Here is a 26,111-nt window from a genome sequence, read left to right as displayed (position 1 = left end):
TGTGCTCCTCCCTTCTCTTAAGTCGTTTCTTTTCAAAGTGTCAACTTCCGTGTTAACCGGTTTGTGCCCGGTTAAGCACGCTTCTGCGACTTGCGAGAAATGGTGAGCTGGTTCTTGGACACCTCATCGGACTCCAAAGCCTCAGCTTCCGGCTCGCGCACGATGTGCTCATCGTCAGAGGTCTGGAAGGAAGCAGCGAAGCGCTCGTTGACGCGACGCAGGGTCTCCTGGGACTCGTCGGAAAGCGCTGCACCACCGTCGATCTGTGCATAGACTTCGGGGGCCTCGGCACGGATGAACTCGTGGAGCTCTGCCTCGTAACGGCGAACGTCCGCGACGGGAACGGAGTCGAAGACGCCCTCGTTAGCGAGGAAGATGGAGATGATCTGGAACTCCACCGGCTGCGGCGAGTTTTCAGACTGCTTCAGCAGCTCGACAAGGCGCTGGCCACGCTCAAGCTGACGCTTGGACGCATCATCCAGGTCAGAGGCGAACGCTGCGAAGGACTCGAGGTCGCGGTATGCGGCCAGATCCAGACGCAGGTTACCTGCGACCTTCTTCATGCCCTTCGTCTGCGCGGCGCCACCAACACGGGACACGGAGATACCCACGTCAATAGCAGGGCGCACACCCTGATTGAAGAGATCCGACTGGAGGAAGCACTGACCGTCCGTAATCGAGATGACGTTGGTCGGAATGAAAGCACCGACGTCATTCGCCTTGGTCTCGATGATCGGGAGCGCGGTCAGAGAGCCTGCACCCAGCTCGTCGTTCAGCTTCGCTGCACGCTCCAGCAGACGGGAGTGCAGGTAGAAGACGTCACCCGGGTAAGCCTCGCGGCCCGGCGGGCGACGCAGCAGCAGCGAGATGGCGCGGTATGCCTCAGCCTGCTTGGTCAGGTCATCGTAGATGACCAGGACGTGGTTGCCCTGGTACATCCAGTGCTGGCCCAGAGCTGCACCGGCGAACGGTGCAAGCCACTTGAAGCCTGCGGAATCGGAGGCCGGAGCAGCCACGATGGTGGTGTACTCCAGGGCTCCATTTTCCTCGAGGGTGCGGCGCACACCTGCGATGGTCGAGCCCTTCTGGCCGATGGCGACGTAAATACAACGGACCTGCCTGGTCTTGTCGCCGGTCTCCCAGAAAGCCTTCTGGTTAAGGATGGTGTCAATGCAGACCGCGGTCTTACCCGTCTTACGGTCACCAATGATCAGCTGGCGCTGGCCACGGCCGATCGGGGTCATTGCGTCGATAGCCTTAATGCCAGTCTGCATTGGTTCTTCGACCGGCTGACGGTCAAGCACGCCTGCGGCCTGAAGCTCCAGCACACGCTCTTCGTCGGACTCGATCGGGCCCAAGCCGTCGATCGGCTGACCCAGGGGGTTGATCACGCGGCCGAGGAAGTTATCCCCAACCGGGATGGACAGGACCTCGCCGGTCCTCACAACTTTGTCGCCCTCGGAAATCGTCTCAAAATTACCCAGGACCACGACACCAATGGAGTCGGTCTCAAGGTTCTGAGCGACGCCGATGACGCCATTCTGGAACTCAAGCAGCTCGTTGGTCATGCAGCCCGGCAGCCCTGAAACCTGGGCAATACCATCTGCAGCCGACGTCACCGCGCCGACCTCCTCACGGGAGGCCTCCGCGGAGTAGCTCGAGGTGTAGTTCGCTATCGCGCTACGGATCTCATCGGAGGAGATCGTCAGCTCCGCCATGTTCTTCCTGCTCTCGGTAGTTTCTTCCAGCATATTTTTGTTCTAGTAAGCCGTGTTGGCAGCCATGTCGGCACGCAGGCGGGCAAGCTTGCCTCGCGTGGAGCCGTCAATCTGCTCGTCGCCAACGCGGATGGTCACACCGCCGAGGAGGCTGGGGTCAACCTCAGTGTGGATAGCCATCTCGCGGCCGTAAATCTTGCCTAGCTTTTCTGCCAATGCGTCGCGCTGAGAAGCGGAAAGCTCCGTAGCAGAAGTCACCTCTGCGACAGTCTTGCCGGTCAACTCGGCCGATTCGCGGGAGATGCCCGCAATATCGTCAACCGGGTTCTTCTCGGGACGTCCCACCACCTGAAGTGCCAGGGCTTCGGTGTACATGGACACCTTGCCGTAGAGCACGTTGGCCAGAAGGGATCGCTTCTGGTCTGCGGTGGCGGTGCGGTCGGACAGCAGCTGGGTGAGTTCGCTTTCGCGCTCGAGGAGGCGGGAAAGTGCGAAGAGTTCTCCTTCGACAGTTTCCAACTTGCCTTCGCTCTCTGCGCCGCGCAGAAGTGCGCGACGGCCCAGGTGCACGAGTCCTGCACGGAACTCGCGTGGCGTGGACCATACCTGTGCTGCTGCTTCACGCAGGATGTTCAGGGTTGGCTCGGCGACTTTACCGCCGAAAACCTCACTGATGATCCCGGTGCGCTGCTCTTCTGCGAGGGAAGAATCAGCAACGGCAACGCGCAGAGTGCGGTCCTTTTCAAGCTGGTCCACGACAAGGAACAGCTCGGTGCCGATCTGGGCTGCTACGGAAACGGTGTCAGCGCTGTCGGTGTCGCGGATGAACGCGTCCAGCTTCTGCGCAACATTCGACAGTGCTTCGCGGCTCGCTGCTCTCATCGACGCCCTCACTTCCGGGTGGCCGAGCGTGCGGACACGGTGTCCAGCTGGCTCAGGAAGTTGTCGATGGTGTTGGAGCGGCGGGTGGAATCCGACAACTCAGCGCCGAGGAGTTCCTCAGCGAGGTTGATGGAGTTCTGGCCCAGCTCATTGCGAAGCTCTGCGACGACCTGCTCACGCGAGGCCAGCAGCTGCTTCTCACCGGATTCGACAATGCGACGGGACTCTTCTTCAGCCTTGACGCGAGCCTCTGCTTCGATTTCCTTGCCTTTTTGACGGGCAGCTTCGCGGATCTCAGCAGCTTCGGCGCGTGCCTCAGCGAGTTGAGCGTTGTTCTTTTCCAGAGCAGCCTTGGCCTGTGCTTGTGCGGTCTCAGCCCGCTCGATACCGCCCTTGATCTTGTCTTCGCGCTCCGCGAGCACCTCCTGGAACTTCGGAAGCACAAACTTCCAGAAGAGCAGGAAGATGACGAGGAAGACGACGAGAGACCAGACGATGTCGTAAGCCTTCGGCAGCAGGATGGAGTTTCCGCCCTCAAGCGGCAACTGCTCTGCCCCCTCGGCTGCAAGTAGGTAGATGACGTTCGTCATGCGGTGCTCCTGATCTAAATGGTTTTATGAAACTTCTGGGTTAAGGAGTTTCTTTAGAACAGGAAGCCGGCGACCAGGCCGATGAGGGCCAGTGCCTCGACGAAGGCGATACCCAGGAACATGGTGGTACGCAGCTGGCCAGCCATCTCCGGCTGACGTGCCATGCCCTCGACGGTCTTGCCGACGAGGATGCCGATGCCGAGGCCCGGGCCGATGGTTGCGATGCCGTAGCCGATGGTGCCGAGGCCGGTGTACTTGGTAGCTTCTGCTGCCTGGGCGAGGATGATCTCGTTCATGGAAAGTCGTTCCCTTTCTTGGTGCCCGGCCCTTGAGGTCAAGGCCCGAGCGGTGACGAAGTGTATGTGGGGTTATTCAGTTGGCCAGTGTCAGTCAGTTCGCGCCTGACTAGTGCGAATCTGCGTGCAACGACAGCTCGATGTACACCGCGACCAGGAGGGCGAAGATGTACGCCTGCAGGAAGATAACAATCAACTCGTACAGGGTGAACAGGATCGCTGCGATGAGGGTCATGCCACTCAGTGCCGTCCAGGCGTTCAGCTGCCAGAAGAAGAAGTTCGTGGCAGAGTACAGCAGGACGAGAATGATGTGGCCAGCCAGGAAGTTCGCCATAAGACGAAGAGCCAGGGTGACCGGTCGCAAAATGAATGTCGAGAAAAACTCGATCGGCACCACCAGGAGGTGGAGCGCCGGAGGCAAGTTAGGAATCACGAGTGAGTGCTTCACGTATTTGCCGAAGCCGTGACGGGCAGCGCCCGCATAGATCATGGTGAAGTACCCGACCACTGCCAGCACGATCGGAAGACCGATACGGGAGCTAGGCGAAATGTTCAGGCCCGGAATGATCGTGGCCACGTTCATGAAGAGCACTGTGAAGAAGATCGTGGCGATAACCGGAAGGAATCGACGACCCTCCTTCTTGCCCAAGATGTCCTCAGCGATGTGCAGGCGGACGAAGTCCACTGCGACCTCACCAAGGTTTTGCAGGCCGGAAGGAACCAACTTGGGGTTCCGGAAGGCGATTGCAAAAAGAACCACAAGGATGAGCGCCATGATGAGACGCACGATCATGATGCGGTCCAGCGCGAACCAACCGCCGAGGAAGTCCTCCCCCAGCATTTGGCCGTAGTATTGCCCCGGGAAAAATTCTGGGTCCAGTTCGGGTGCGTGGAAGCTACCCTTCATGGCCAAAGTTACAACGCTCAGCGTTCTCTCCCGTTCTCGGGCCGCACAGTTTTCATGTGCGGTGCGATGGACGTCTTCAAAATCTGCCTTCCGCGGCGGACTCCGTCGCACATCAGCTACCGCGGTGCAGGGGATGATCTAGAAGAAGCGGGCGGATAACCCCAAAAGGTGTAGCTCTCTCCTTCTAACCCGCGATTAGCCTATCAGTCGTTCGACATAATCGGGCATGTTGGGGGGAGCTTGTCGCACCCGAAAGTGGGCATCCTCTCATTGTTGCCTGTTAAGGCAGGTTATAGGGGTTTGTTAGCTCAGTCACAGGACTCAAACAGGGGGATAGTAGATGGGGCGTGCCCCCTACCCCACGTAGGTGGCCCGCGTGGTCATTATCCCCCACACTTCGGACCCCAAAACCACGATGAGCGCGAGGATCACCGTGACACCTAACGCGGCAGTGTCGTAGAAGTCCATGCCGCGCAGCACAAAAAGCACCACGATCAAAACGATGAGCTTGAGCATCCAGCTCCCAAGCACAACAGCCATCGTGGCGCTTGGCGACGTATTCGCTGTGGCCAACACCGAAATCACGGTAAGTAGGACGAATCCTCCACCGATTGCGGCACCAATAAGAACACCCCAGATACCGGGGAGGTCGCGCATTCCTCCCCAGATAGCCAGGGAGACAATGGTGAGCAACACAAGTGCCCAACCACCGAGTTTAAGGGCTCGCTTGAGGGGGGCCTGAGGGTCATCAAACTCGGCGGGTTCGGATGTGGGGGTGGTTGCGGAAGTCACGGGCACAGATTCTACTCATTTGTGCTGACGGGACCGATCTTGCCCTGAATTACCGGAACGGCCGTGGCTGCTGCTGCGAGCAGAACCGCCACCATGAGCAACAACACAGCGTAGCGAGCAGGGACGATGGAGAAACTCACGGTGCCAAAGCCGATGGCAGAGACCCACATGTACAACACGAGGACGGTTCGACGGTGAGTATGCCCGAGCGCGAGCAGCCGGTGGTGAATGTGCTGACGGTCAGCGGAAAATGGGCTCTTACCTTTGGATACACGACGGACCACCGCCATGACGAGATCAGCCACTGGCAGTGCAATAGCCGCCATGACGACAATGAAGGGGCTGATCAACGCCACAAAGTCGGCAGTACCGTAGAGGGCCATGTTGATCTTGCCGGAAGCCGAGATGGAGGCAGCGGACAACAGCAAGCCAATGAGCATGGCGCCGGTATCACCCATGAATATTCGGGCCGGTTCAAAGTTGTGCGGCAGGATACCGGCGCACATGCCCACCATGCCCGCGCAGATGATGGCTGGCGGGTACGCGGACACTGCCCCACCTTGGTCATGCAGCAACGTCAGGGAGAACAGCAAGATCGCGCCACCGGCGATGAGTCCGAGGCCGGCGCAGAGCCCGTCTATGCCGTCGACAAAGTTGAAAGCATTCACCAAGGTCACTGTGATGAGCGTAGACAGAATGATGCCTTGGGTGCGGTCGAGGATGAGGGTAGTGCCGCCGTCGATAGGCAAAAAGATGATGTTGTAGGACAGGCCCATCACGGAGACGGTGAGGGCTGCTAAAACCTGCCCGGCGAATTTGGCCAGGGCGCCGAGCTCATAGAGGTCGTCAATAATACCCACGACGACGATGAGAAAAGCCCCCACGACCACCGCAGTCATTTCCGGCGTGACGGGCGCGAATCCGCGGGTGAGCGCGGGCAGCTGCATCGCCAGAAAGACGGCTGACAAAAAGCCAGTGAACATAGCCACGCCACCCATACTGGGGGTGGGTTGCGTGTGTACGTCGCGCGCGCGGATCTCTGCAACCCGGCCGGTGCGCACGAGGTACGAGCGCACGGGGCCGGTAGTTAGGTAAGTGATCACGGCCGCAACCAGAATGACCAAACCCAGCTCGCGCAGGGGGACGCCGGTTCCCGTCATGGGTTAGCGGTCCTTCCGCCGCAGATCCTCCGGGTCAACACCCAGCACTTCACTGATGCGCTGCGGGGAAATGGCGCCTTCACGCAAAATCACCGGTCGTGGCCCGGAGATGTCAATGATGGTGGAGGGCTCCCCCACCTCGGCTTGGCCGCCATCAAGGTAGGTTTGCACGGCTTCACCGAACTGATTGCGCGCACCCACTGCGGTGACAGCGGGTGGTTGGCCGGAGATGTTTGCGCTCGACACAGCCATCGGGCCGACTTCACGCAGCAGCTCGATAGCAACCGGCTGAAGCGGCATGCGTAGAAGGACGGTGCCGCGGGTGTCGCCCAAGTTCCATGGCAACGACGGCGCTTCCGGCACGACGATGGACAGGCCACCAGGCCAAAACGCCTCGACGAGTGTTTTCGCGGTGTCCGTGAACTCACGCACCAAACCCTGAATCGTCGTCCAAGAACCAACGAGAACGGGAATCGGCATATCAGGGCCACGGCGCTTCGTGGCTAGCAACTTGGCGCAAGCATCCGGGTTGAATGCGTCCGCGCCAATTCCATACACGGTATCGGTGGGCATCACCACGCATTGACCAGCCTTAACGGCGGTTGCTGCGGCTTCAATCCCTTCCTTGCGGCCCTGTGGGTCCAGGCAGTCATACACTCTGCTCGGCATCGGCGGTGTTCCTCCTTTTAGGGTTGTACCTTACTCGCAGTGACAAACCTGTCCCGTCCAGTGAGGTCTTTCACGTTGCGGACGTGTTCAAAGCAGCCCTGCTTTACGACGAGTTCCCGCGTCACCGCCGCCGTCGAATCATCATGCTCAATCCCTAGCAACCCACCAGGCATGAGCAGACGTGCCGCAACCGGAATGAGGCCGCGAATCGCATCCATACCGTCTGCGCCAGAGAACACCGCGGTCTCCGGATCATGGTAAATCTCCGCAGGAAGCAAGCCCTCCTCCGGAGGGACATAAGGCACATAAGGTGGGTTGGACACGACCATGGCCACGCGCCCGGAGTACTCGCTCAGCAGGTCCGGATCCGTCATATCGCCCTCGATGATGCGCACAGCAGCGCCATGCTCGTTTGCATTCTTTTGCGCAGCAGCGACGGCGACAGGGGAAAGATCTACGCCGATCACCTCATCGGCCTGCACACGCTGGTCAATGTAGATAGCCAACGCACCAGAACCCGTACCCAAATCCACGATGATGGATTCAAACGCCTGGTTCTCGTCGGTCACCCTGAGCTTCTCAAACTCCGTCACCGCCCATTCGGCGAGCACTTCCGTTTCCGGGCGCGGAATGAACACCCCAGGGCCAACGGTGAGGTCCAAGATGCCAAAGGGTGCAGAACCTACGATGTGCTGCAGTGGCTCACGCTTCTCACGTCGTTCCACGGCTTCGTAAAACTCAGCCGGGAAGGAATCTGGAATCTGGTCCGGGGAATAAAAACGCAAGGCCAAATGGGAGGACTCCCCCAAAAGCGCTGCGGCAATCAAGGTCGCGTCAACGTCGGGGGAGGCGATGCCGGAGTGGATGAAGCGGCGCCGGGCATCGTCGATAAGCGATGCGAGCTCGGGTGAGTTCCAGCGCACAGGATTAGTGCTCCGCCTCGAGTCGCTCCTGGCGCTCATGCGTCTGCAGAGCTGTGATCAGGTCATCCATGTTGCCATCGAGCACGGAGTCAAGGTTGTTGGCTTTAAAACCAATGCGGTGATCCGAGATGCGGTTCTCGGGCCAATTGTAGGTACGGATGCGCTCCGAACGGTCCATGTTGCGCACCTGCGAAGCACGACCTTCAGCTGCTTCCGCCTCGGCCTTCTCACGCTCGATCTGTTCGAGGCGAGCCTGCAGAACCTGCATCGCGCGCGCACGGTTTTGAATCTGCGAACGCTCCTTTTGACAGGTCACCACAATGCCCGTGGGCAGGTGGGTAATACGCACAGCGGAGTCCGTCGTGTTCACGCCCTGGCCACCCTTACCGGAGGAACGGTAAACATCGACGCGAAGATCCTTCTCATCGATCTGAACATCACCGACCTCTTCGGTCTCCGGGAAGACATAGACGCCAGCTGCAGACGTTTGAATGCGGCCCTGAGATTCCGTCACGGGGATGCGCTGCACTCGGTGCACGCCACCTTCGAACTTCAGCATGGACCACGCGCCATCGCGCGAAGGATTCTTCATGGACACAGACACCGTCATGTCTTTCACCCCACCGAGATCAGATTCGGCGACATCCAGGACATCCCAGCTCAAGCCGTGCTTCTCGGCATACTTCTGGTACATGCGGGCAAGGTCAGCTGCGAACAGTGCTGCCTCTTCCCCACCGGCGCCAGCTTTGATCTCCATGATCACGTCATCCGGATCATGCTCATCGCGTGGAGCAAGCAGATCCGCCAACTCCTCCTCCAGGCGGACAATCTCACCTTCAAGGCGGGTAGCCTCCTCGGCGAACTCCTTGTCCTCAGAGGCCATTTCCTCAGCGGCCTCATGGTCCTCGCGGGCCTGGTTGAGCTCATTGTTCACGTTGATAATCGGCTGCAGCTGCGCATAACGCTTAGACAGCTTGCGGAACAAGTCTTGGTCGCCGACAACCTCTGGGTCCGACATCTGGGCTTGGATGCCCTGATACTCAGACACATAGTCATCAACGAGTGATACGTGTGATCCGGCCATTTACTGGTACTCCTCCGTGTCCACATCAGCGGCCATGGGCGCAGACTGCGCAACACCAACGAGGAACTCACCGTTGTTCTTGGTCTTCTTCAACTGTTTGATCAGCAGATCAATCGCGGCCTGTGGGTCCAGCGCAGAGAGGATGCGGCGCAGCTTGTGCATAACGCGAGCCTCCTCCGGGGCGAGCAGCAACTCATCCTTGCGGGTGCCGGACGGGTTAACGTCCACGGCTGGGAACACGCGACGCTCAGCGATCTTGCGGTCGAGCTTGAGCTCAGCGTTACCGGTGCCCTTGAACTCCTCGAAGATCACGGTGTCACCAGCGGAACCGGTCTCCACCATGGCCGTAGCGATGATGGTCAGCGAGCCGCCGTCCTCGATGTTGCGGGCTGCACCCAAGAAACGCTTCGGCGGGTACAGCGCATTGGAGTCCACACCGCCGGACAGGATGCGGCCGGATGCGGGCGAGGAGTTGTTGTATGCACGCCCCAGGCGGGTGATGGAATCCAACAGAACCACAACGTCCTGCCCCATCTCCACCAAACGCTTCGCACGCTCAATAGCCAGCTCCGCAACGGCGGTGTGCTCGCTCGGCGGGCGGTCGAAGGTAGAAGCAATGACCTCACCCTTGACAGAGCGCTGCATGTCGGTGACTTCCTCCGGGCGCTCATCCACAAGCACAACCATGAGATAGCACTCCGGGTTATTCTGCGCAATCGCATTAGCAATATTTTGCAGAATCGTGGTCTTACCAGCCTTCGGCGGGGAAACGATGAGCGCACGCTGGCCCTTACCAATCGGCATGACCAAGTCGATCACGCGCGTAGTCAGGATGTTCGGTTCCGTTTCCAAACGCAGGCGCTGGTTTGGGTACAGCGGTGTGAGCTTGTGGAATTCGGGGCGCTGCTTCGCCTCCTCCACGGTCATTCCGTTAATGGAATCCACACGCACCAGCTGGTTGTAGCGCTGGCGGTTACGGCCGTTTCCGTGGGAGTGGCCCTGGCCGTTTGCACGAACCTGACCAATCACCGCGTCACCGGCGCGCAGGCCACAGCGGCGCACCAGGTTGTTATTGATAAACACGTCGGCCTGATTAGCCCGGTAACCGGTGGTGCGAACAAACGCTGCATTGTTATCCACGATGTCCACGATGCCGGCGACTTCCTGCAGATCCTCCGGATCAAAGTCCTGGCCATTGTTGTGGTTGTTGTTGCCACCGCTGTGGTTGTCACGGTTGCGGCGGTTACGGCGTCCTCGGCGGCCCCGGCGACCATTGCCGTCACCATCGCGGTTGTCACGGTTGTCACGATTATTCCGACCACCACGGTTATCACGGTTGTCACGGCCTTCGCGATGATCACCATGGTCGTCGTTGTTTTCGCGGTCGTCGCGGTCCGAGCGATCGTCGTTACGCGAAAAGCTCTCGGAGTTGTCTCCTTGCTCCTGCTCTGCATGCTTCGCGCGATTACGGCGGGCGCGGCGGGCAGCGGAGCGTGACTCATAGCGCTGGTCGTCCTTCTCCTGGACCTGATCCTTTTGATCCTTCTGATCTGGCTGCTCAGTCTGGTCCTGAGATTTCTTCGCGTGGCTGTCCTTGGCCGGCGTGTTCTCAGCGGCGGCCTGCTCACTGGCGCGCTGACGTGCACGCTGTGGCACAGAGCCGGTGGTGATGGCCTGAATCAGTTCACCTTTGCGCAGGGCTGAGGTCCCCCTAAGGCCTTTTTCGGCTGCGATCTTGCGCAGCTCTGGCAGCTTCAGCGATGCGAGGTCTTGGCTCGCGGCATTACCCGTATCGGTCACGGATGTCCTTTCATCATGTCGTCCGTCGCGTGTATTTTCGCGCGGCGTGAACGTCCCCTACCCTCCCGACTGATCGTGGACAACGCCTAGCGCGACGGCCCAGCGTCAAAGAAGGTGATGCACGTTAGATCGGACTCGCACAAACGCATCGCCGTGAATGAACACGGTACGGTTTTAAAAAGTTTGGTGGATGCGGCGCGGCGCAGACAAATCGGAAAACGCCCCTGACCGTGTGTAGATCCACCACGGTCGCGATCTAATGGCACATTGTAGACCACGAAACCACGGTGCGGTGGAATGCCCCGCGCAAAAAGGTCACGCTAGAGTTGTGGGCATGCTCGCCACCATGCAGGAAGTGCCTTTTTCCGTCGGCCGAATTTTAAGTTATGGCTCCACAGTGCACTCCACTACGAAGGTGACCACGTGGCGCACGGGCACCGCGGAGGAAACCACTTTTGGGGCTATCGGGTCCCGCGCCGCCGCGTTTGCTCATGCTTTGAACGACACTCTAGGCATTAATGCTGATCAGCGCGTGGGTTCGCTCATGTATAACTGTGCGGAGCATTTGGAAGTGATGTTCTCCGTCGCCGCGAAAGGGTCGGTTTTCGTCCCGCTGAATATGCAGCTACTGGAGGACCAGATCACCTACATCATCAACCACTCCGAGATGGAGGTTCTGGTTGCGGATCCGCGCCTCACACCGAAGCTCGCGCGTATTCTGCCGAAGTGCCCGAAGGTACGGGTGGTCTGTTTCACCGGGACAAAACCAGTCGCACCGCTTGCGGAGGAGCTGCCGGATTCAGTGTCTGTACGGAGCTACGAAGCGCTTCTCGACGGCCGTTCCACCCTCTACGATTGGCCCGAACTGCCAGAAAACACTGCGGCGGCAATCTGCTATTCGACAGCTACGACGGGCGCCCCCAAAGGCGTGGCCTACTCCCACCGCTCTGTCTGGCTGACTGCTATGAGCTTGAGGGCAACTGACTCCCTGGCCATTACTCACGGTGAGTCCTTCTTGTGCTGCATCCCGATCTATCACGTGCTCAGCTGGGGTGTGCCGTTCACCGCCTTTTTGGCGGGCACCCCGCTGGTCTTGCCGGATTCCGATGTGTCTGCACCCACTTTGGCCAAGCTCATCGCCGGCACTCACCCGCGCGTGGCCCACGGTGTGCCTACCTTGTGGATTCAGCTCATGGTCTACTACCTGCACAATCCACCCGAGCGCATGTCGCTCACGGAGATTTACGTGGGCGGCTCCCCTGCCCCACCAGCCCTCATCAAAGTGTGGGAGGAACGCTACGGTGTGGACGTAGTGCACGTCTGGGGCATGACAGAAACGTCCACCGTGGGCACCGTTGCCCGCCCACCTTCAGGTGCCGGCGGCGAGCGCCGCTGGGCTTACCGCGTGTCCCAGGGCCGTTTTGCTCCCTGGTTGGATTACCGCGTGGTCAATGACGGGCAGATCGTCTCCGGCTCTGACCGGAGTGATGGTGAGATCCAGGTTCGCGGCAACATGGTTGCCGGCTCCTACTACCACCCCACAAATGCTGAAACTCAGGAGTACGCCTCGGTGTTCCGCGGCAAGGAAGTCACAGAAGACGATGAGTTCTTCACCGCCGACGGCTGGCTCCGCACTGGTGATGTGGGCACGGTGACCTCCGACGGGTTTATGACGTTGTATGACCGCTCCCGCGACGTCATCCGTTCTGGCGGCGAGTGGATCTACTCCGCCCAGCTGGAAAACCTCATCATGGAGGCCGACGAGGTGGTTGAGTGCGCCGTCATCGGCTACCCCGACAAGAAGTGGGGCGAACGCCCCCTCGCTGTCACCGTGTTGCACGCCGATGTGCCACCATCCATCGAGCTGGCTAAGAAGCTCCGCTCAGACCTTCAGCAGGAGCTGCCCACCTGGATGGCGCCGGAGTACTGGACGTTTGTCTCCTCCATCGACAAAACCTCTGTGGGCAAGTTTGACAAGATCGACCTGCGCGAGCATCTGGCCAAAGATGAATTCGACATCATCGCCCTCCCCGGTCCCGGTACCCGCCCAGACAATGAAACCGCGCCCGCAGCCGAAGCAGCGGACGCAGACGACGCCGGCGAGGACACCATTCCGGTCCTCGACCCGGACGCGGACGAGGATTAGATAAACATCACCGCTGCCGTTAGCGGCGTGGCATCTGGTTCTTCTTGTTCCTATTCAGCAGGAACAGCAGCACGCCGAGCAGCACAACCAAGAGGATGCCCGCACCGATCATGGCTGGCACCACCCAACCTGCCGAGGATGAATCCTCGGCCACTTGCGCATCCTCCGCGGAATCTTCCTTCGAGGTTTCTTTCGGCACATTCGCACTGTCAAATTGAATTGGCGTATCCGATGGTTCCGGCCCATCCTCATAAGTGGGCTGCCAATCCGGACCACCATCACCTGGTTCGCCGTCAAGGGCTACTGCGAACTCGTAGGGCTGCTCCACACCGGTGATCTGGCTCCCGCCTTTCGAGCCCATACCAACCCACGCGAAGTAATAACCTTGCGGTGGACTCTTAGGCGCGAACCATGCAACATCGGACGGCATTACCGGATCAGACTCATCAGCCTTTTGCCCAGTCATACTCACGCTTCCACTCCCTGCCTCACTACGCAAAGGATCGTGGAAACCAAACCCAATGCCATCGTGGTCTGAGGTTTCTGATTCTGGAGTCTTCAACTTGATCACAGGACGCTGACCCCAAGAGACGGGGATCTTGTAGAAACGGAATTCACCCGGAACAATCTTGTCGGAATAGGAACCTTCCGTAATTTCCACCGCGTCATTGAAACCCGAACCACCGGTGATCTCCTGCGAATTCGTGATCGAAATATCACCACTGAATTTGCTCTGCGAGGAGATCTTCTGGTTCTTCCACTTCTCTGCTTGACCTGCTTCTGGAATCGGCTCGTAAAAGACATTCACTTCGAGGTTGACGTCCTCAGTGATCTCTTCCCCGGTTTGGTACACCTGCATGCCGATGAGCCATGTACTCATATCACAGTTGTCGTCCTGGCCATCACGGCGAAGCGCGATCTCGTAGGGGTCAATGCCGAACATCGCGTTTCCAAAGATCGAGCTATTTCCTAATGTCTTTGACACGTCACCACAAGACGAATCCACTTCATTTGTAATGTCGCTCGTGTCCAGGAACAGGTCAGCGTGGCGAACATTGCCATTGGATTGCCACACCGGTGTGATACTGATCAGAGCGTTGTGCTTTTCCGGAACAGACACACGGAAATAGCGGTCCTTCTTAGTGTTCGTGTCTGGCTTCACCTTGGTCTGGTACTGGCCCTCACCCAACCACTTGGCGTCCTCAGGGTTGTCGGCGAACTCAAACCTCGTGCCCTTGAGCTTGTACTTGCCCACATCACGCTGGGACAGGAACTTCAGGGTTTCAGCTAGGGAGCCAGCATCATCAGCCTCATGGAACTCACCGTTGCCGGCTTCTGCAATGCACTGCAGCTCCTCACGTGCAGCATCATCCACCTTGAAGCCAACGGTATGAATAGCCAAGTCAACGCCATCAGCAGCAAGCTCCTTAGCCACCTCACACACTGGTGGCGGGGCGCAACTATCAATACCGTCAGACACCAAGATGATGGACCGCTGTCCCTCATCCCCCAGTTCCTTCGCCGCAGCACGCAGTGAATTGCCCATCGGGGTGTAGCCCTTCGGGGTCAGGCCATTGATCGCTTTGGTGAACTTGCCTTTGTCCACCTTGCCCACAGGCACAAGCGTCTCAATATCCTTACAGCCCGCATCGCGGTTATCCGGCGCATCCGATTCGTTGGCACCGTAGACCATCAACCCCATATTTGCGGTCGCTGGAAGTGATTCAACCAAGTCATTGGCGGCCTGCTTCGCCGCGTCGATACGCGAACCGTCCGCATCCTCCGCCAGCATGGACGAAGAAGCATCCAGAATCAACATTGCCTTGCTGTCCGCTGCCTCATCCTGGCCGAACACCACCGGTGCCCACGCCACGCTAAAAACTGCTGCCAGAACAAGAGCACAAGCAGCTCTCATTCGTGCCGGGATAGAAAACGTTTTCATCTTCCCGTTCCTTCATTGTGATGTGTCCAAAATCACTTTCCACATTAAAGGAACAAGGGGCACCTCGCAGTGCGAGGGCAGAAGTCGCCAGGAAAACTTAAGCGCGCAGCAGTTCCGTCGTCGCGGGACCAGCGATGTCCAGCTCGAGGACACGCAGGCCGTCCTCACGCGCAGACTCGAGGATCTTCGGCTCGATCGGCTCAGTGGATAGCACCATCGCGGTGGGGCCGGCGCCGGACAAGAACGCGGCGTAGCCACGGTTGCGCAGGCGGTTGACCCACTCAGCGGTGACGGGCAGAACGTCAGCGCGATATGGCTGGTGCAGGCGGTCGCGGGTGCCCTCCCAGAGGAATTCCGGGTGGGTCTGGATCGCCACTGTCATCACGGCGGTGCGGGAGACGTTAAAGCGCGCATCCGTATGCGTCACATGCGAAGGCAAGACCTTGCGCACGGCGTTCGTGGACGCATGGAAGTCAGGCACCAGAGCAGTGGCCTTGATGTCCGGGTGCACGGTCAGGGGCACAGCGCGGTAAACCGGCTGGGACACACCATCGACGGGGATGTCCGTCCAGGACACCACTGCCCCACCAACGACGCTGGCGGCAGCGTTATCCGGGTGGCCCTCAAATGCGGAACTGAGCTGAATCACGTCATCGGTGCTCAATGGGCTCCCGGCGAGGGTATTGCCGGCGATGACACCGGCAACAGCGGCGGAGGCGGAAGACCCCAAGCCACGGGACTGCGGGATGTTGTTGGTGCACGTCACTTTCAATCCCGGTGCGTGAGCATCGGCGGCATGCAGGGCTGAGTTGATCGCCTTGACCACGAGGTGGGAGGAATCGCGTGGAAGTTCATTGGCGCCCTCACCGAAGATCTCCACTTCGAGGCCGGAGTCCGTGACTTCTACTTCCACGGTGTCGTAGATGCCCACGGCGAGACCAAGGGTGTCAAAACCGGGGCCCAAGTTGGCGGTACTGCCCGGCACCGTCACGCGGGCGCGCAGGCCCACTTCAAGATCAATGCTCACGAAAAGTCCTTCCGGTTGACGTGACTTAGGCGTCGAGGCGGATCACAGAGTTGATCGCCTTGACCTCGTCAATCTCACGCAGTTCATCCACGATCCCGGCGAGCTTGCGCTCCAGCGAGGAGTGGGTGACCACGATGAGGCGGGAATCATCGCCAGATTCCTCCTGGCGCACAGCGGAGATGGAGATGTTCTGTGCAGCAAAGCGGCGAGAGATCTCCGCGAGCACGCCCGGGCGGTCCGCCACAGACATGTCGATGTGGTAACGCGTGGGCACATCACCGAAATCAGCCACCGGGTAGTTCGCGTACGGGTTCTCAGCCGGTGCGCGGCCGCCGTGGATCTTGTTGCGGGCTGCTCCCACCAGGTCGCCGAGCACAGCGGATGCGGTCGGAGCGCCACCAGCGCCATTACCGTAGAACATCAGGCGGCCAGCGGCTTCCGCTTCCACGAAGACAGCGTTGTAAGACTTGTCGACGGTTGCAAGCGGATGCTCATTCGGCACCAGCGTCGGGTGGACGCGGGCGGAGACGGAGGTGACCCCTGCGTCGTCAACAAGCCTCTCGCAAATAGCGAGCAGCTTGATGGTGAAGCCGGCGGCCTTTGCTGCCTCGATGTCCTCGGCGGTGATGTTGGTGATGCCCTCGGCGTGCACATCGTCGTAGGTCACGCGAGTGTGGAAGCCCATGGAAGCCAAAATCGCGGCCTTGGATGCAGCATCGTGGCCCTCCACATCCGCGGTCGGATCAGCTTCTGCGTAGCCCAGGCGCGTTGCTTCAGCTAGAGCCTCGTCGTAGCCCATACCGGTGGAAGCCATGGCGTCAAGGATGAAGTTGGTCGTACCGTTGACAATGCCGGAGATGCGTTGCACCTGGTCACCGGCCAGGGAGCGGCGCAGCATACCCACGACGGGGATCGCGGCGGCAACGGCTGCCTCGTAATAGAGGTCAACGCCAGCCTCATTAGCGGCGTCCGAAAGCTCATCCGCATGCGCGGCGATGAGAGCCTTGTTCGCCGTCACCACGGACTTGCCTGCCTTGAGCGCGGCGAGGACTAACTCACGCGGGTAATCAATACCGCCGATGACCTCAACCACCACATCAACGTCGTCACGGTCAATGAGCTCGCGAGCATTGTCCGTGACCGCAATGTCCGGGAAGTTGTCCAGCACGGGGCGTTTCTTGCTCAGGTCAGACACTGCCACGCCACGGACAGCAATCGGGCCGCCGATGCGGTTCTCCAGGTTTGAGGAGAAATCATTAATCAGACGCAAGACCTCTGTACCCACGGTTCCCATGCCGAGCAGAGCAACGCCAACTGGTTGCCCAATGCCTTTGCCTGGGTAATTTCCGTTCCTGCCTTCGGCGCTCAGCGCAGTCATGGTTCTCCTGTGTCGTTGAAACGATGGACGGGTGGACAGCAATGCCCTACGATTCTACAAAGATTCCCTAGCGAGTATGTCTTCCACTGTCTCTCGGCGCACCATGGGTGTTACAGTGCCTTCCTTCACACTGACCACAGCGGGACGGCCAAAGCAGTTGTAGTTGGACGCCATGGAGTAGCAGTAGGCACCGGTCGCTGCCAGGGCGATGAGATCCCCCGGCACAATATCGTCTGGCCAGAGGGCATTATTGATCAAGATGTCGCCGGATTCGCAGTGGGAGCCAACCAGGCGCGTCGGATGCGGAACACCCTCAGTGAGGCGGTTGACCACTCGCGCGTCATACTCCGCGCCATACAAAGCGGTACGAATATTATCGCTCATCCCACCATCCACAGCGATGTAACGGCGGGTAGCGTCATCTGTCACATGGACATCCTTGACGGTGCCCACCGAGTACACGGTGACAGCGGCTGGGCCGGCAATCGCGCGGCCAGGCTCCACGATGACGGTTGGCGGAGTGATACCCAACTCCCCTGCTGCCTCATCAACGGCACGCAACAAATCCTGTGCCACAGCGGAAACGTCAAGCGGCTGCTCGTCCACGGTATATGCGATGCCGTAGCCGCCACCGAGGTCCAGGTAGTCCAGCTGCAGGCCCAGCTCACGGTAGATCTTGGCGTACAGGCCCAGCACGCGGGATGCGGCCAATTTGAAGCCCTCCGCGTCGAAAACCTGGGAGCCCACGTGGCAGTGCAGGCCAGTGAGCGCCAGGTTCTTCGCATGGTGGGCCGTCTGGACAGCGCGGAAAGCAGAACCAGATACGAGGGACAAACCGAACTTCTGGTCCTCATGGCTCGTAGCAATGAATTCGTGCGTATGCGCCTCCACACCGGGCTTCACACGGATGAATACGTCCTGGGTGGCACCCTCCTCACCGGCGATGCGGTCTAAGTTGTCCAGTTCCTGGTGGGAATCCACCACCACGTGCCCCACGCCTCGGGTAACGCAGGTACGCAGGAAGGACTCAGACTTGTTGTTCCCGTGCACGGTGATGCGCTCCGCCGGGAAGTCCGCAGCCAGGGCGATAAGAAGCTCATTCTCACTAGCCACGTCGAGGGAGAGACCTTCCTCCTCCACCCAGCGAGCAATGCGCGTGGTCAAAAACGCCTTCGACGCATAATGGACGTTCTTCGGCTCTCGGTAGGCCTGCGCCATGTCGCGGCAGCGGGAGCGGAAGTCCTCTTCGTCCACCACCATCACGGGCGTGCCGTATTCCGCAGCGATGTCTGAAAGCTTGACACCCGCGATGGACACCGAGCCGTCGTCCTCGCGCTTGGCGTTGCGCGGCCACACGTGAGCGGGCAGGTCATTGAAGCAGCCAGCCTCTTGGTGGCGCATACGCAGCAGGTCATCGCGCGAAAGATTCGCGGTGTTCAAAACGGGATCGAGCATGGCTTACATCCTTTCGGGTGCAGTGATACCAAGCAACCCGAGGGCGTTAGCAAGGACCTGGCGCGATGCAGCTGCCAGAGCAAGGCGTGCAGAGTGAATCGGCTCCGGGTTCTCACCTACCTTAGGCAGGATCTGGCAGGCATCGTAGAACTTGTGGAAGACACTGGCCAGCTCCTCTGCGTACCGCGCGATGCGGTGTGGCTCACGCAGTTCAGCAGCAGCCTTCACCACAGCCGGGAACTCGCCAAGGGTACGGATGAGGTCGCCTTCCTTCTCATGGGTCAGCAGCGCCAGATCCGCACCTTCCGCGGACACATTGGCCTCCGCCGCCTTGCGCCGAATCGATGCCAGACGGGTGTGCCCGTACTGCACGTAGTACACCGGGTTGTCGTTGGACTGCTTCTCCCACAGGTCCAGGTCAATGTCCAGCGTCGAGTCCACCGAGGAACGCACGAGCGAGTAGCGTGCCGCGTCGCGGCCGATGAGATCCACCAGATCGTCGAGAGTAATCACCGTGCCAGCACGCTTGGACATCTTCACCGGCTTGCCGTCGCGCACGAGGTTGACCATCTGGCCGATGAGTACTTCCACGGCCTCCGGGTCGTAGCCCAGTGCCTGAGCCGCCGCGCGGAGACGCGCGATGTAGCCGTGGTGATCCGCACCCAGCATGTAAATCGCCAGCGTGTGCCCACGGTCAAACTTGTCTGCCACATAGGCAATATCACCAGCGATGTATGCAGCATCGCCGTCAGACTTGATCACCACACGGTCCTTGTCATCCCCAAAGTCCGTGGAACGCAGCCACCACGCACCGTCAGACTCGTAGAGGTTGCCGTTGTCTTTCAAGGTCTGGATCGCGCGCTCTACAGCACCAGACTCGAACAGGGAGTTCTCGTGGAAGAACACATCAAAATCCGTGCCAAACTCGTGCAGCGAGGACTTGATCTGCTCAAACATCTTCTCTACACCCTCAGCACGGAAGGTTTCCTGCACAGTGTCAGCATCGCCTGCCAAAGCATCAGGATGCTTATCGACGATCTCTTGTGCAATCTCCTGAATATATTCCCCGCCGTAGCCATCCTCAGGCGTCGGTTCACCCTTGGCCGCTGCCACGAGGGAACGTGCAAAGCGGTCGATCTGGCCACCGTGATCGTTGAAATAGTACTCGCGGGTCACCTCAGCACCAGAAAATTCCAGCACGCGACCTAGCGAATCACCAACGGCTGCCCAGCGGGTCCCACCCAGATGGATGGGTCCCGTCGGGTTCGCGGAGACGAATTCAAGGTTGACCTTCTCACCGCTGTACAGCTCAGAGGAACCGAAGCGCTCCCCCTGTTCCAGGATGTTGGTCACGATGCCACCGGTGGCTGCAGCGCCCAGACGCAGATTGATAAATCCCGGGCCAGCGATCTCGGCGGAGTCGATAGCGGGGTTGTCCACAAGGCCGCTAACAAGCAATTGCGCGAGCTCACGGGGATTCATGCCAGCCTTCTTAGCCACCTGCAAAGCCACGTTCGTGGCGTAATCACCGTGTTCCGGATTACGTGGACGTTCCACGGTCACGGTTGCGGGAACGATCGATTCTGGAGTGGCGCCATCCGGCAGGTCACGCCCGTCGAGAGCTTCGAGGGTGACAGTACGAACGGTAGTGGCAAGGTCAGCTGGGGTCATGGAGGCCAAGTTTAAAGGAGCTTGCCGGCACGATACCAAGCGGGGCCGTCCGCATTGCGCGCATCCGCGCGGGATGAGGAGTAGCGTCGCGTTTATGGGACGGTTGCCTGATTCCGTCTCGGCGCAGCTGGGAACAGCTGGCCAGAAGCGACCCAGAAAGGAGCCAGCGGTGCGTGTAGCGCTTTTTAGTACGTGCATCGGGGATGCGCTGTTCCCTGATGCGCACAAGGCAGCGGCTTTAGTGTTGTCCCGTCTTGGATGTGAGGTGGTGTTTCCGCCAGAGCAAACCTGCTGTGGGCAGATGCACATCAACACCGGTTACCAGCGAGAAACGGTACCGATCATTGAGAACTACGTGGATGCTTTCGCGGACGATTCCATTGATTACGTAGTCACCCCATCCGGTTCCTGCACGGGTGCCGTGCGCGAGCAGCACACGCGTATCGCGGAGCGGTACGGCACTCCTGCACTCGTGGATGGGACGAAGAAAACCACGAAGAAGACGCTTGATCTTTCAGAGTTCATCGTCGATGTCATGGGCACCACGGACGTGGGGGCATTCTTCCCTCACCGCGTGACGTACCACTCCACGTGCCATTCCCGGCGCTTCATTAAAGTCGGCGACCGCCCAACTGATCTGTTGAAAGCCGTCGACGGTCTGGAGCTGGTCGATCTGGAAAACGTCGAAGAGTGCTGCGGTTTTGGTGGCACCTTTGCGCTGAAAAATTCCGATGTATCGGCTGCGATGGTTTCCGACAAAGTACGCCACATCAAGGACACGCAAGCGGAATACGTCACCGCGGGTGACTCCTCCTGCCTGATGAATATTGGTGGCGCTATGTCGCGCCAGCACACCGGCATCCGCGCCATCCACATCGCGGAGATCCTCGCATCCACTCGCGAGCACCCCTGGACACCAGAATCCGCTGCGTACACGAAGGAGAAGATGCTGTGAAGGTCGGATTAGGCACCCCCACGATGCCACCGCACGCACCGCGTGATCTGGGGCATTTTCGCGAGCATGACAAATTTCCCAAGAATGCCAAGACGGAGCTGAACAACTCCACTCAGCGCCACAATCTCAACTACGCCACCACCCAGATTCGTCTCAAGCGCCAGGGTGTTGTGAACGAACTCGACGACTGGCAAGCATTGCGCGAGGCTGGTTCCACCATCAAGCGCGATACCCTCGCCCGCTTGCCGGAGCTGCTCGAGCAGTTCGAGGAGAACGTGACCAAGCGTGGCGGCCATGTCCACTGGGCACGCGACGCCAAAGAGGCCTCCCAGATTGTCACGGACTTGATCAAGCAGACCGGTGAAACCGATGTTGTGAAGATCAAGTCCATGGCCACCCAGGAGATCGCACTTAATGACGTCCTGGAGGCCAACGGCATCCACGCCCGCGAGACTGACCTGGCGGAGCTTATCGTGCAGCTTGGTGATGACTTTCCCTCCCACATCGTCGTCCCCGCCATCCACCGCAACCGGGCCGAGATCCGCGATATCTTCACCGCAAACATGCCCGGTGCGCCAGCGGATCTCACCTCCGAACCCGCTGATCTGGCGGAGGCTTCCCGTACCTTCCTGCGCGAGCAGTTCATGAAGGCCAAGGTGGCTATCTCCGGCTGCAACTTCGGTATCGCAGAGACCGGTTCCGTCTCCATCGTGGAATCCGAAGGCAATGGCCGTATGTGTCTGACGCTTCCAGAAACTCTTATTACTGTCATGGGTATTGAGAAGATCTTGCCCAAGTACGAGGATCTCGGGGTGTTTATGCAGTTGCTCCCGCGATCCTCCACAGGCGAGCGCATGAACCCGTACACCTCCATCTGGTCCGGCGTGACTGAAAATGACGGCCCACAGGACTTCCACATTGTGCTCGTGGACAACGGTCGCACCGCTGCCCTGTCCAACGAGATCGGCCGTGAAGCACTCAAGTGCATCCGCTGCTCCGCCTGCCTCAACGTCTGCCCGGTCTACGAGCGCGCCGGCGGCCACGCTTATGGTTCGGTCTACCCGGGCCCGATCGGTGCGATCCTCACCCCGCAACTCGCCGGAATGGACTCCGCCGACGACGTCACCGCTTCCCTGCCCTACGCATCCTCTTTGTGTGGACGTTGCGATGAAGTCTGCCCCGTCAAAATCCCCATCACTGACGTCCTGCTGGAGATGCGCCACCAGAAGGTGGAAAACCACCGCCCACTGGTGGAAGGTGCCATGTTTGCCACCATTGCCCAGGTGTGGGGCCACAGCGCGCTTTGGGACAAGGCCGTGCGCATGGTCGCCCTGGGCCGAGTGCTCGGCGGATTCAACGGTGTCATCGACAAAATGCCCCCACCTGTCTCCGCCTGGACCAATTACCGCGACGTGGCCGTGCCACCCAAGAAGTCCTTCCGCCAGTGGTTCGCTTCCGACCAAGCACAGCAGTTGCTTGCGAATGCCCGCGCCGAAGGCATCCCCTCACACAAGGAGGAGCAGAACTAATGGCTACCGCTAAAGAGGAGATCCTCACCCGCATCCGCAACGCCCACCAGCTGTCTCATTCCCCCACCAGCGTTGAGCCGATCCGCGAATACCGCACTGAGTCACCGCTCAACCGTGATGAGCTGCGCAAGATGCTCGTGGGCCGCCTTGTGGACTACAAAGCCACCGTCAAAGAGGTCAGCTCTGCCGATCTTGCTGAGGCGATCGCTTCTGTCCTTCAAGAACACAACGCCCACGAGGTCCGCTACGCCCAAGGTTTGGACAGCGCCCTCTTTGCGCCTTTCGACGGCAACGCCCAACCCGACGACGTCACTGTTGATCCGCGAACGCTCAATGATGCGGACGCCGTTGTCACCAGCTCCGTAGTCACGTCTGCTCAGACCGGCACCATCTGCCTGCAATCTGAGGCCGGTGCCGGCAAGTGCGGCCGCCGCGCTCTAAGCCTGGTCCCCGACCGTCACCTGTGCATCGTGCCCATGGACTCCGTGGTCTACGGCGTTCCAGAAATGTTTGCCAAACTTAACCCGGAGTTACCCACCACGCTTATATCCGGGCCATCGGCCACCTCTGATATCGAGCTCGTCCGTGTCGAAGGCGTCCACGGCCCGCGTGATCTGATCGTGTTCGTGGTGGACTAAGCTCCGCTACGCCCCCGTGACCAACTTTAGAATGTTGATCGCAACACAAATCGGCCCACATCTTCCGTTTGGAGGGATGCGGGCCGATCTGCTGTCATTTTCCCGTGCCGCGCTTCTCACGCGCGCACCTTTAAGTATGGGGCATTAACCATGTAGAGCAATGATGAACAGATGCTTGTTCCATCAATTTTTTCTCCATGTTTCCTGAGAACAGCAAATCTCCGCGGACACTACACTCAGCACAATGAGCACACCTCTCGCCACAGACCTTGCACGAACCGATCCCCTGAGCATTCGCCCGCAACTCAAAGACATGCTCGTAGGCATCGCCGCGATGCTGGCCGTCTACCTTCTACTCATCGGTTCCGCGTTGGTACTCAAGGACGTGGGTGGCGGCAGCATCAGAGTCCTCATGCCTGTGCTGATCGTGCTCGCGCTCGTCATCCCCGCCATCGCTTTAGTCAGCTACCTCAAGCGCCGTGGCATTCCCCTCGGGTTCCGCCCGCTTGGCGTACGGGGATGGCACCTGGTGTGGCAGGTTCCCGTAGCGATTGTGGGTGCGACGGTGTGCACGTCGATCGTCGGCACGCTTCTTGGCATGGACCCGGGAGGCCGGTCAGACACATACGGCGAGGGCAGCGCGCTCGTTCTGTTCACACTGGGTACGTATCTGCTCATCGGCCCATTCCTGGAAGAAGTTGTCTTCCGCCGCCTCATCATGGGCTACTTGGACCGTCTCATGCCCGCGGCCGCCAGCGTGCTGCTCTCATCGCTCGTGTTTGGGCTCGCGCATATCGCACCGGCTGCGATTCTCTACACGTTCTTCGCTGGGGTCTCCTTCGCCCTGGTCACCCGGTGGCACCGCTCACTGTGGGCTGGATTCATCCTGCACATGTGCAACAACGTGTTGGTCCAAGTCTTGGTGCTGGTGGGACTCTAGCTCTGTTCCTTCTTGGTCAAAGCGATAAGGAAGGCAATGGCCACAACGATGAGCCCCAACGGGATCAAGAAAATGAAGAGGTTAATGATCGGCAGCGCCTGACCCGCCTGTACTTCTTCCCACGAAGCAAGCGCCGTCGAACCGAACCCGATAAACAGCATTGCACTGCCCACCAATGCCGTAACCAAAACACCTGTCCCCACCGGCTCCCTTCGTGAGACCACGAAAAGGTACGAGTCCAAGAAACCAACCCACACGGTGGCCAACATCGCGCCCACCGCCATCACAAGCGCGTCCATCACCGACCAGTACTCAGGGTCAGTAATGAGAAAGTTCAGCAGCACCGTCAGCACTGGAATGCCTATCGCGCCGGCGAGCAAGGTTCCAAGAATCGCGTGAGGTTTCATGAGCAAAAGCCTAGCTGCATCCTTCCGTGCGCTCGTTTAGATAACGAGACACAGCTCACATTCCCCATTACCCTCGTTGCCAAAGCGAAACTCTGGAGAGAATCATGAAACCAGCTTCCATTGCAGCCAAGATCACCGTTCTTTTCACCTCCGCCGCCCTGCTGAGCTCATGCACCCTCGGGGCTTCCGACGATGCCGATAGCCTCGCCGAACCAGGTAGCACCCATGCTTCGAAGGAGTCCTCCGAACCCGAAAGCACAGGCACACAACGCGCTCAAGAGGGCCGCATCTCCGTCGAACTACCCGAGGGGTGGAGAGAGAACCCTAACTTCAAGCCCACCATGAATGGATTCACCACATCGTGGGCCAATGACCTAGACGAACCCACGGACATCGCCCGCATGAGCTCCAACCAAGGGCAAGGCCCCACCGCCACTGCAACCATGGGCTACTTCGAGGCGAACGCCCTGTTCAGCACCACACACGGTACGGACTTCGAACTCGGCTCATCCCGCGACCTCGAAATCAAAAACGCCGACGAAGCCAAATTGACCACCTGGACAACCAACGGCTCCAAAGGCGAGACCGTTAAAGTCGCCTGAGTCTTCGTTTCCGCTGGCGCGAACGGTGCCGCCGGCCTCGAGATCGCGGCCACCACATTGTCCGATAAAGAGATTGAGAAGATCATCGACTCAATCGAATTCGCCCCGGACGAATAAGTCCGCCCCAGAACACGACCGGCACCTTGGAAAAACCAGAACAAAACCAGCCGGTTTGTCCACCGTGTTGGGGCTACCGACAGATCAGTGATCAGGCGATAGACTATTCGGGCCCAGTGGCGTTATATCACCGATACAATCGTTGAGGACCGCCCCTGTTATCGATCTTGGAGGACCGCCCATGAAAACCATTTACAAAACAAACCAGTGGAAAGGTCACGGCAAGCAAAATTACTACTGGAATGAATATCGGTTTGATGGCGATACCGTCTACAAGATCAAGTGCAACCGCTTCAAGTACTTCGATGGCGATGAGAGCGTCTGGGAGTCAGAAGAAAAAGAAGTGGAATCATGGGCAAAGGATGATCCAAATTTGCCTGATTGGTTGCACGACTACCTCTAATTGCGCCGAAAGGCCTCCTCGACATGCCGGTTTCGAGGAGGCTCATTTCTATGGAGCATTAGCCTGACTAAGTATCCTTT

Annotated in this window: 24 protein-coding genes; 7 read left to right on the top strand and 17 right to left on the bottom strand. The window is 59.3% G+C overall.

Annotation, left to right across the window (positions count from 1 at the left end):
• Window positions 1-71 precede the first annotated feature (71 nt).
• The 11 genes from atpA to rho all read right to left on the bottom strand — a co-directional run bounded on the left by atpA (window position 72) and on the right by rho (window position 10,821).
• Window positions 72-1,751, bottom strand: coding sequence for a F0F1 ATP synthase subunit alpha (gene atpA / locus HMPREF2129_RS05410; protein ID WP_034664087.1), 1,680 nt, complete (start codon window positions 1,749-1,751; stop codon window positions 72-74).
• A gap of 9 nt (window positions 1,752-1,760) precedes the next feature.
• Window positions 1,761-2,600, bottom strand: coding sequence for a F0F1 ATP synthase subunit delta (locus HMPREF2129_RS05405; protein ID WP_034664085.1), 840 nt, complete (start codon window positions 2,598-2,600; stop codon window positions 1,761-1,763).
• 8 nt (window positions 2,601-2,608) lie between these two features.
• Window positions 2,609-3,190: a F0F1 ATP synthase subunit B gene (locus HMPREF2129_RS05400; RefSeq protein WP_034664083.1), complete on the bottom strand. Its 582-nt coding sequence runs from the start codon at window positions 3,188-3,190 to the stop codon at window positions 2,609-2,611.
• A 53-nt stretch (window positions 3,191-3,243) separates the two neighbouring features.
• The gene (locus HMPREF2129_RS05395) at window positions 3,244-3,486 is read right to left on the bottom strand and encodes an ATP synthase F0 subunit C (RefSeq protein WP_034664082.1); all 243 of its coding nucleotides are present in this window, start codon (window positions 3,484-3,486) and stop codon (window positions 3,244-3,246) included.
• Between the two features lie 109 nt (window positions 3,487-3,595).
• Window positions 3,596-4,393, bottom strand: coding sequence for a F0F1 ATP synthase subunit A (gene atpB, locus HMPREF2129_RS05390; protein WP_034664080.1), 798 nt, complete (start codon window positions 4,391-4,393; stop codon window positions 3,596-3,598).
• Between the two features lie 354 nt (window positions 4,394-4,747).
• Complete coding sequence (locus HMPREF2129_RS05385) at window positions 4,748-5,185, bottom strand: hypothetical protein (RefSeq protein WP_034664158.1); 438 nt, start codon at window positions 5,183-5,185, stop codon at window positions 4,748-4,750.
• Between the two features lie 11 nt (window positions 5,186-5,196).
• Complete coding sequence (locus HMPREF2129_RS05380) at window positions 5,197-6,345, bottom strand: glycosyltransferase family 4 protein (protein WP_034664079.1); 1,149 nt, start codon at window positions 6,343-6,345, stop codon at window positions 5,197-5,199.
• A 3-nt stretch (window positions 6,346-6,348) separates the two neighbouring features.
• Window positions 6,349-7,014, bottom strand: a complete 666-nt coding sequence (locus HMPREF2129_RS05375; protein ID WP_034664077.1) for an L-threonylcarbamoyladenylate synthase — start codon at window positions 7,012-7,014, stop codon at window positions 6,349-6,351.
• A 17-nt stretch (window positions 7,015-7,031) separates the two neighbouring features.
• Window positions 7,032-7,976, bottom strand: coding sequence for a peptide chain release factor N(5)-glutamine methyltransferase (prmC, locus tag HMPREF2129_RS05370; RefSeq protein ID WP_084576581.1), 945 nt, complete (start codon window positions 7,974-7,976; stop codon window positions 7,032-7,034).
• The gene (prfA, locus tag HMPREF2129_RS05365; protein WP_034664076.1) at window positions 7,942-9,021 is read right to left on the bottom strand and encodes a peptide chain release factor 1; all 1,080 of its coding nucleotides are present in this window, start codon (window positions 9,019-9,021) and stop codon (window positions 7,942-7,944) included. The genes prmC and prfA overlap by 35 nt, the downstream gene beginning before the upstream one ends.
• Complete coding sequence (rho, locus tag HMPREF2129_RS05360; RefSeq protein ID WP_034664074.1) at window positions 9,022-10,821, bottom strand: transcription termination factor Rho; 1,800 nt, start codon at window positions 10,819-10,821, stop codon at window positions 9,022-9,024. It abuts the gene before it with no gap.
• A 334-nt stretch (window positions 10,822-11,155) separates the two neighbouring features.
• Here rho and HMPREF2129_RS05355 point away from each other — a divergent pair, with 334 nt between their 5' ends.
• Complete coding sequence (locus HMPREF2129_RS05355; RefSeq protein ID WP_052092826.1) at window positions 11,156-12,967, top strand: long-chain fatty-acid--CoA ligase; 1,812 nt, start codon at window positions 11,156-11,158, stop codon at window positions 12,965-12,967.
• A 19-nt stretch (window positions 12,968-12,986) separates the two neighbouring features.
• Here HMPREF2129_RS05355 and HMPREF2129_RS05350 read toward each other — a convergent pair whose 3' ends face one another.
• From HMPREF2129_RS05350 to argS, 5 genes are all read right to left on the bottom strand, one after another.
• Window positions 12,987-14,909, bottom strand: coding sequence for a vWA domain-containing protein (locus HMPREF2129_RS05350; RefSeq protein WP_084576579.1), 1,923 nt, complete (start codon window positions 14,907-14,909; stop codon window positions 12,987-12,989).
• Between the two features lie 97 nt (window positions 14,910-15,006).
• Window positions 15,007-15,936 (bottom strand): homoserine kinase, encoded by a 930-nt coding sequence (gene thrB / locus HMPREF2129_RS05345; RefSeq protein WP_034664073.1) that lies wholly within the window; start codon window positions 15,934-15,936, stop codon window positions 15,007-15,009.
• A 25-nt stretch (window positions 15,937-15,961) separates the two neighbouring features.
• The gene (locus HMPREF2129_RS05340; RefSeq protein WP_198021525.1) at window positions 15,962-17,314 is read right to left on the bottom strand and encodes a homoserine dehydrogenase; all 1,353 of its coding nucleotides are present in this window, start codon (window positions 17,312-17,314) and stop codon (window positions 15,962-15,964) included.
• Between the two features lie 54 nt (window positions 17,315-17,368).
• Entirely contained in the window at window positions 17,369-18,715 is a 1,347-nt protein-coding gene (gene lysA / locus HMPREF2129_RS05335) for a diaminopimelate decarboxylase (RefSeq protein ID WP_052092842.1), read from the bottom strand.
• 57 nt (window positions 18,716-18,772) lie between these two features.
• Window positions 18,773-20,440: an arginine--tRNA ligase gene (argS, locus tag HMPREF2129_RS05330; protein ID WP_034664072.1), complete on the bottom strand. Its 1,668-nt coding sequence runs from the start codon at window positions 20,438-20,440 to the stop codon at window positions 18,773-18,775.
• A gap of 169 nt (window positions 20,441-20,609) precedes the next feature.
• Between argS and HMPREF2129_RS05325 the strand changes: the two genes are divergently transcribed.
• The 4 genes from HMPREF2129_RS05325 (at window position 20,610) to HMPREF2129_RS05310 (ending at window position 24,502) form a co-directional block, all read left to right on the top strand.
• The gene (locus HMPREF2129_RS05325) at window positions 20,610-21,395 is read left to right on the top strand and encodes a (Fe-S)-binding protein (protein WP_034664070.1); all 786 of its coding nucleotides are present in this window, start codon (window positions 20,610-20,612) and stop codon (window positions 21,393-21,395) included.
• A gap of 23 nt (window positions 21,396-21,418) precedes the next feature.
• Window positions 21,419-22,924: a LutB/LldF family L-lactate oxidation iron-sulfur protein gene (locus HMPREF2129_RS05320; RefSeq protein WP_084576589.1), complete on the top strand. Its 1,506-nt coding sequence runs from the start codon at window positions 21,419-21,421 to the stop codon at window positions 22,922-22,924.
• Complete coding sequence (locus tag HMPREF2129_RS05315; RefSeq protein ID WP_034664067.1) at window positions 22,924-23,562, top strand: LutC/YkgG family protein; 639 nt, start codon at window positions 22,924-22,926, stop codon at window positions 23,560-23,562. The genes HMPREF2129_RS05320 and HMPREF2129_RS05315 overlap by 1 nt, the downstream gene beginning before the upstream one ends.
• Window positions 23,563-23,806: 244 nt before the next feature.
• On the top strand, window positions 23,807-24,502 hold the full coding sequence (locus tag HMPREF2129_RS05310; protein WP_084576577.1) for a CPBP family intramembrane glutamic endopeptidase: 696 nt from the start codon (window positions 23,807-23,809) through the stop codon (window positions 24,500-24,502).
• Here HMPREF2129_RS05310 and HMPREF2129_RS05305 read toward each other — a convergent pair.
• A complete protein-coding gene (locus HMPREF2129_RS05305) occupies window positions 24,499-24,909 on the bottom strand; it encodes a hypothetical protein (RefSeq protein WP_034664064.1) in 411 nt (136 codons plus the stop codon). The genes HMPREF2129_RS05310 and HMPREF2129_RS05305 overlap by 4 nt on opposite strands.
• 104 nt (window positions 24,910-25,013) lie before the next feature.
• On the opposite strand from HMPREF2129_RS05305, the gene HMPREF2129_RS05300 reads away from it, so the two are divergent.
• The gene (locus HMPREF2129_RS05300) at window positions 25,014-25,511 is read left to right on the top strand and encodes a hypothetical protein (RefSeq protein ID WP_232218105.1); all 498 of its coding nucleotides are present in this window, start codon (window positions 25,014-25,016) and stop codon (window positions 25,509-25,511) included.
• Between the two features lie 298 nt (window positions 25,512-25,809).
• Complete coding sequence (locus tag HMPREF2129_RS05295) at window positions 25,810-26,031, top strand: hypothetical protein (protein WP_034664063.1); 222 nt, start codon at window positions 25,810-25,812, stop codon at window positions 26,029-26,031.
• The last annotated feature ends 80 nt before the right edge of the window (window positions 26,032-26,111 follow it).

It is taken from the genome of Corynebacterium tuscaniense DNF00037, from assembly GCF_000759055.1.
GTDB lineage: Bacteria > Actinomycetota > Actinomycetes > Mycobacteriales > Mycobacteriaceae > Corynebacterium > Corynebacterium tuscaniense.
Note: the sequence above shows the minus strand (reverse complement) of the source record. Positions and strands in the feature narration are given on the sequence as shown.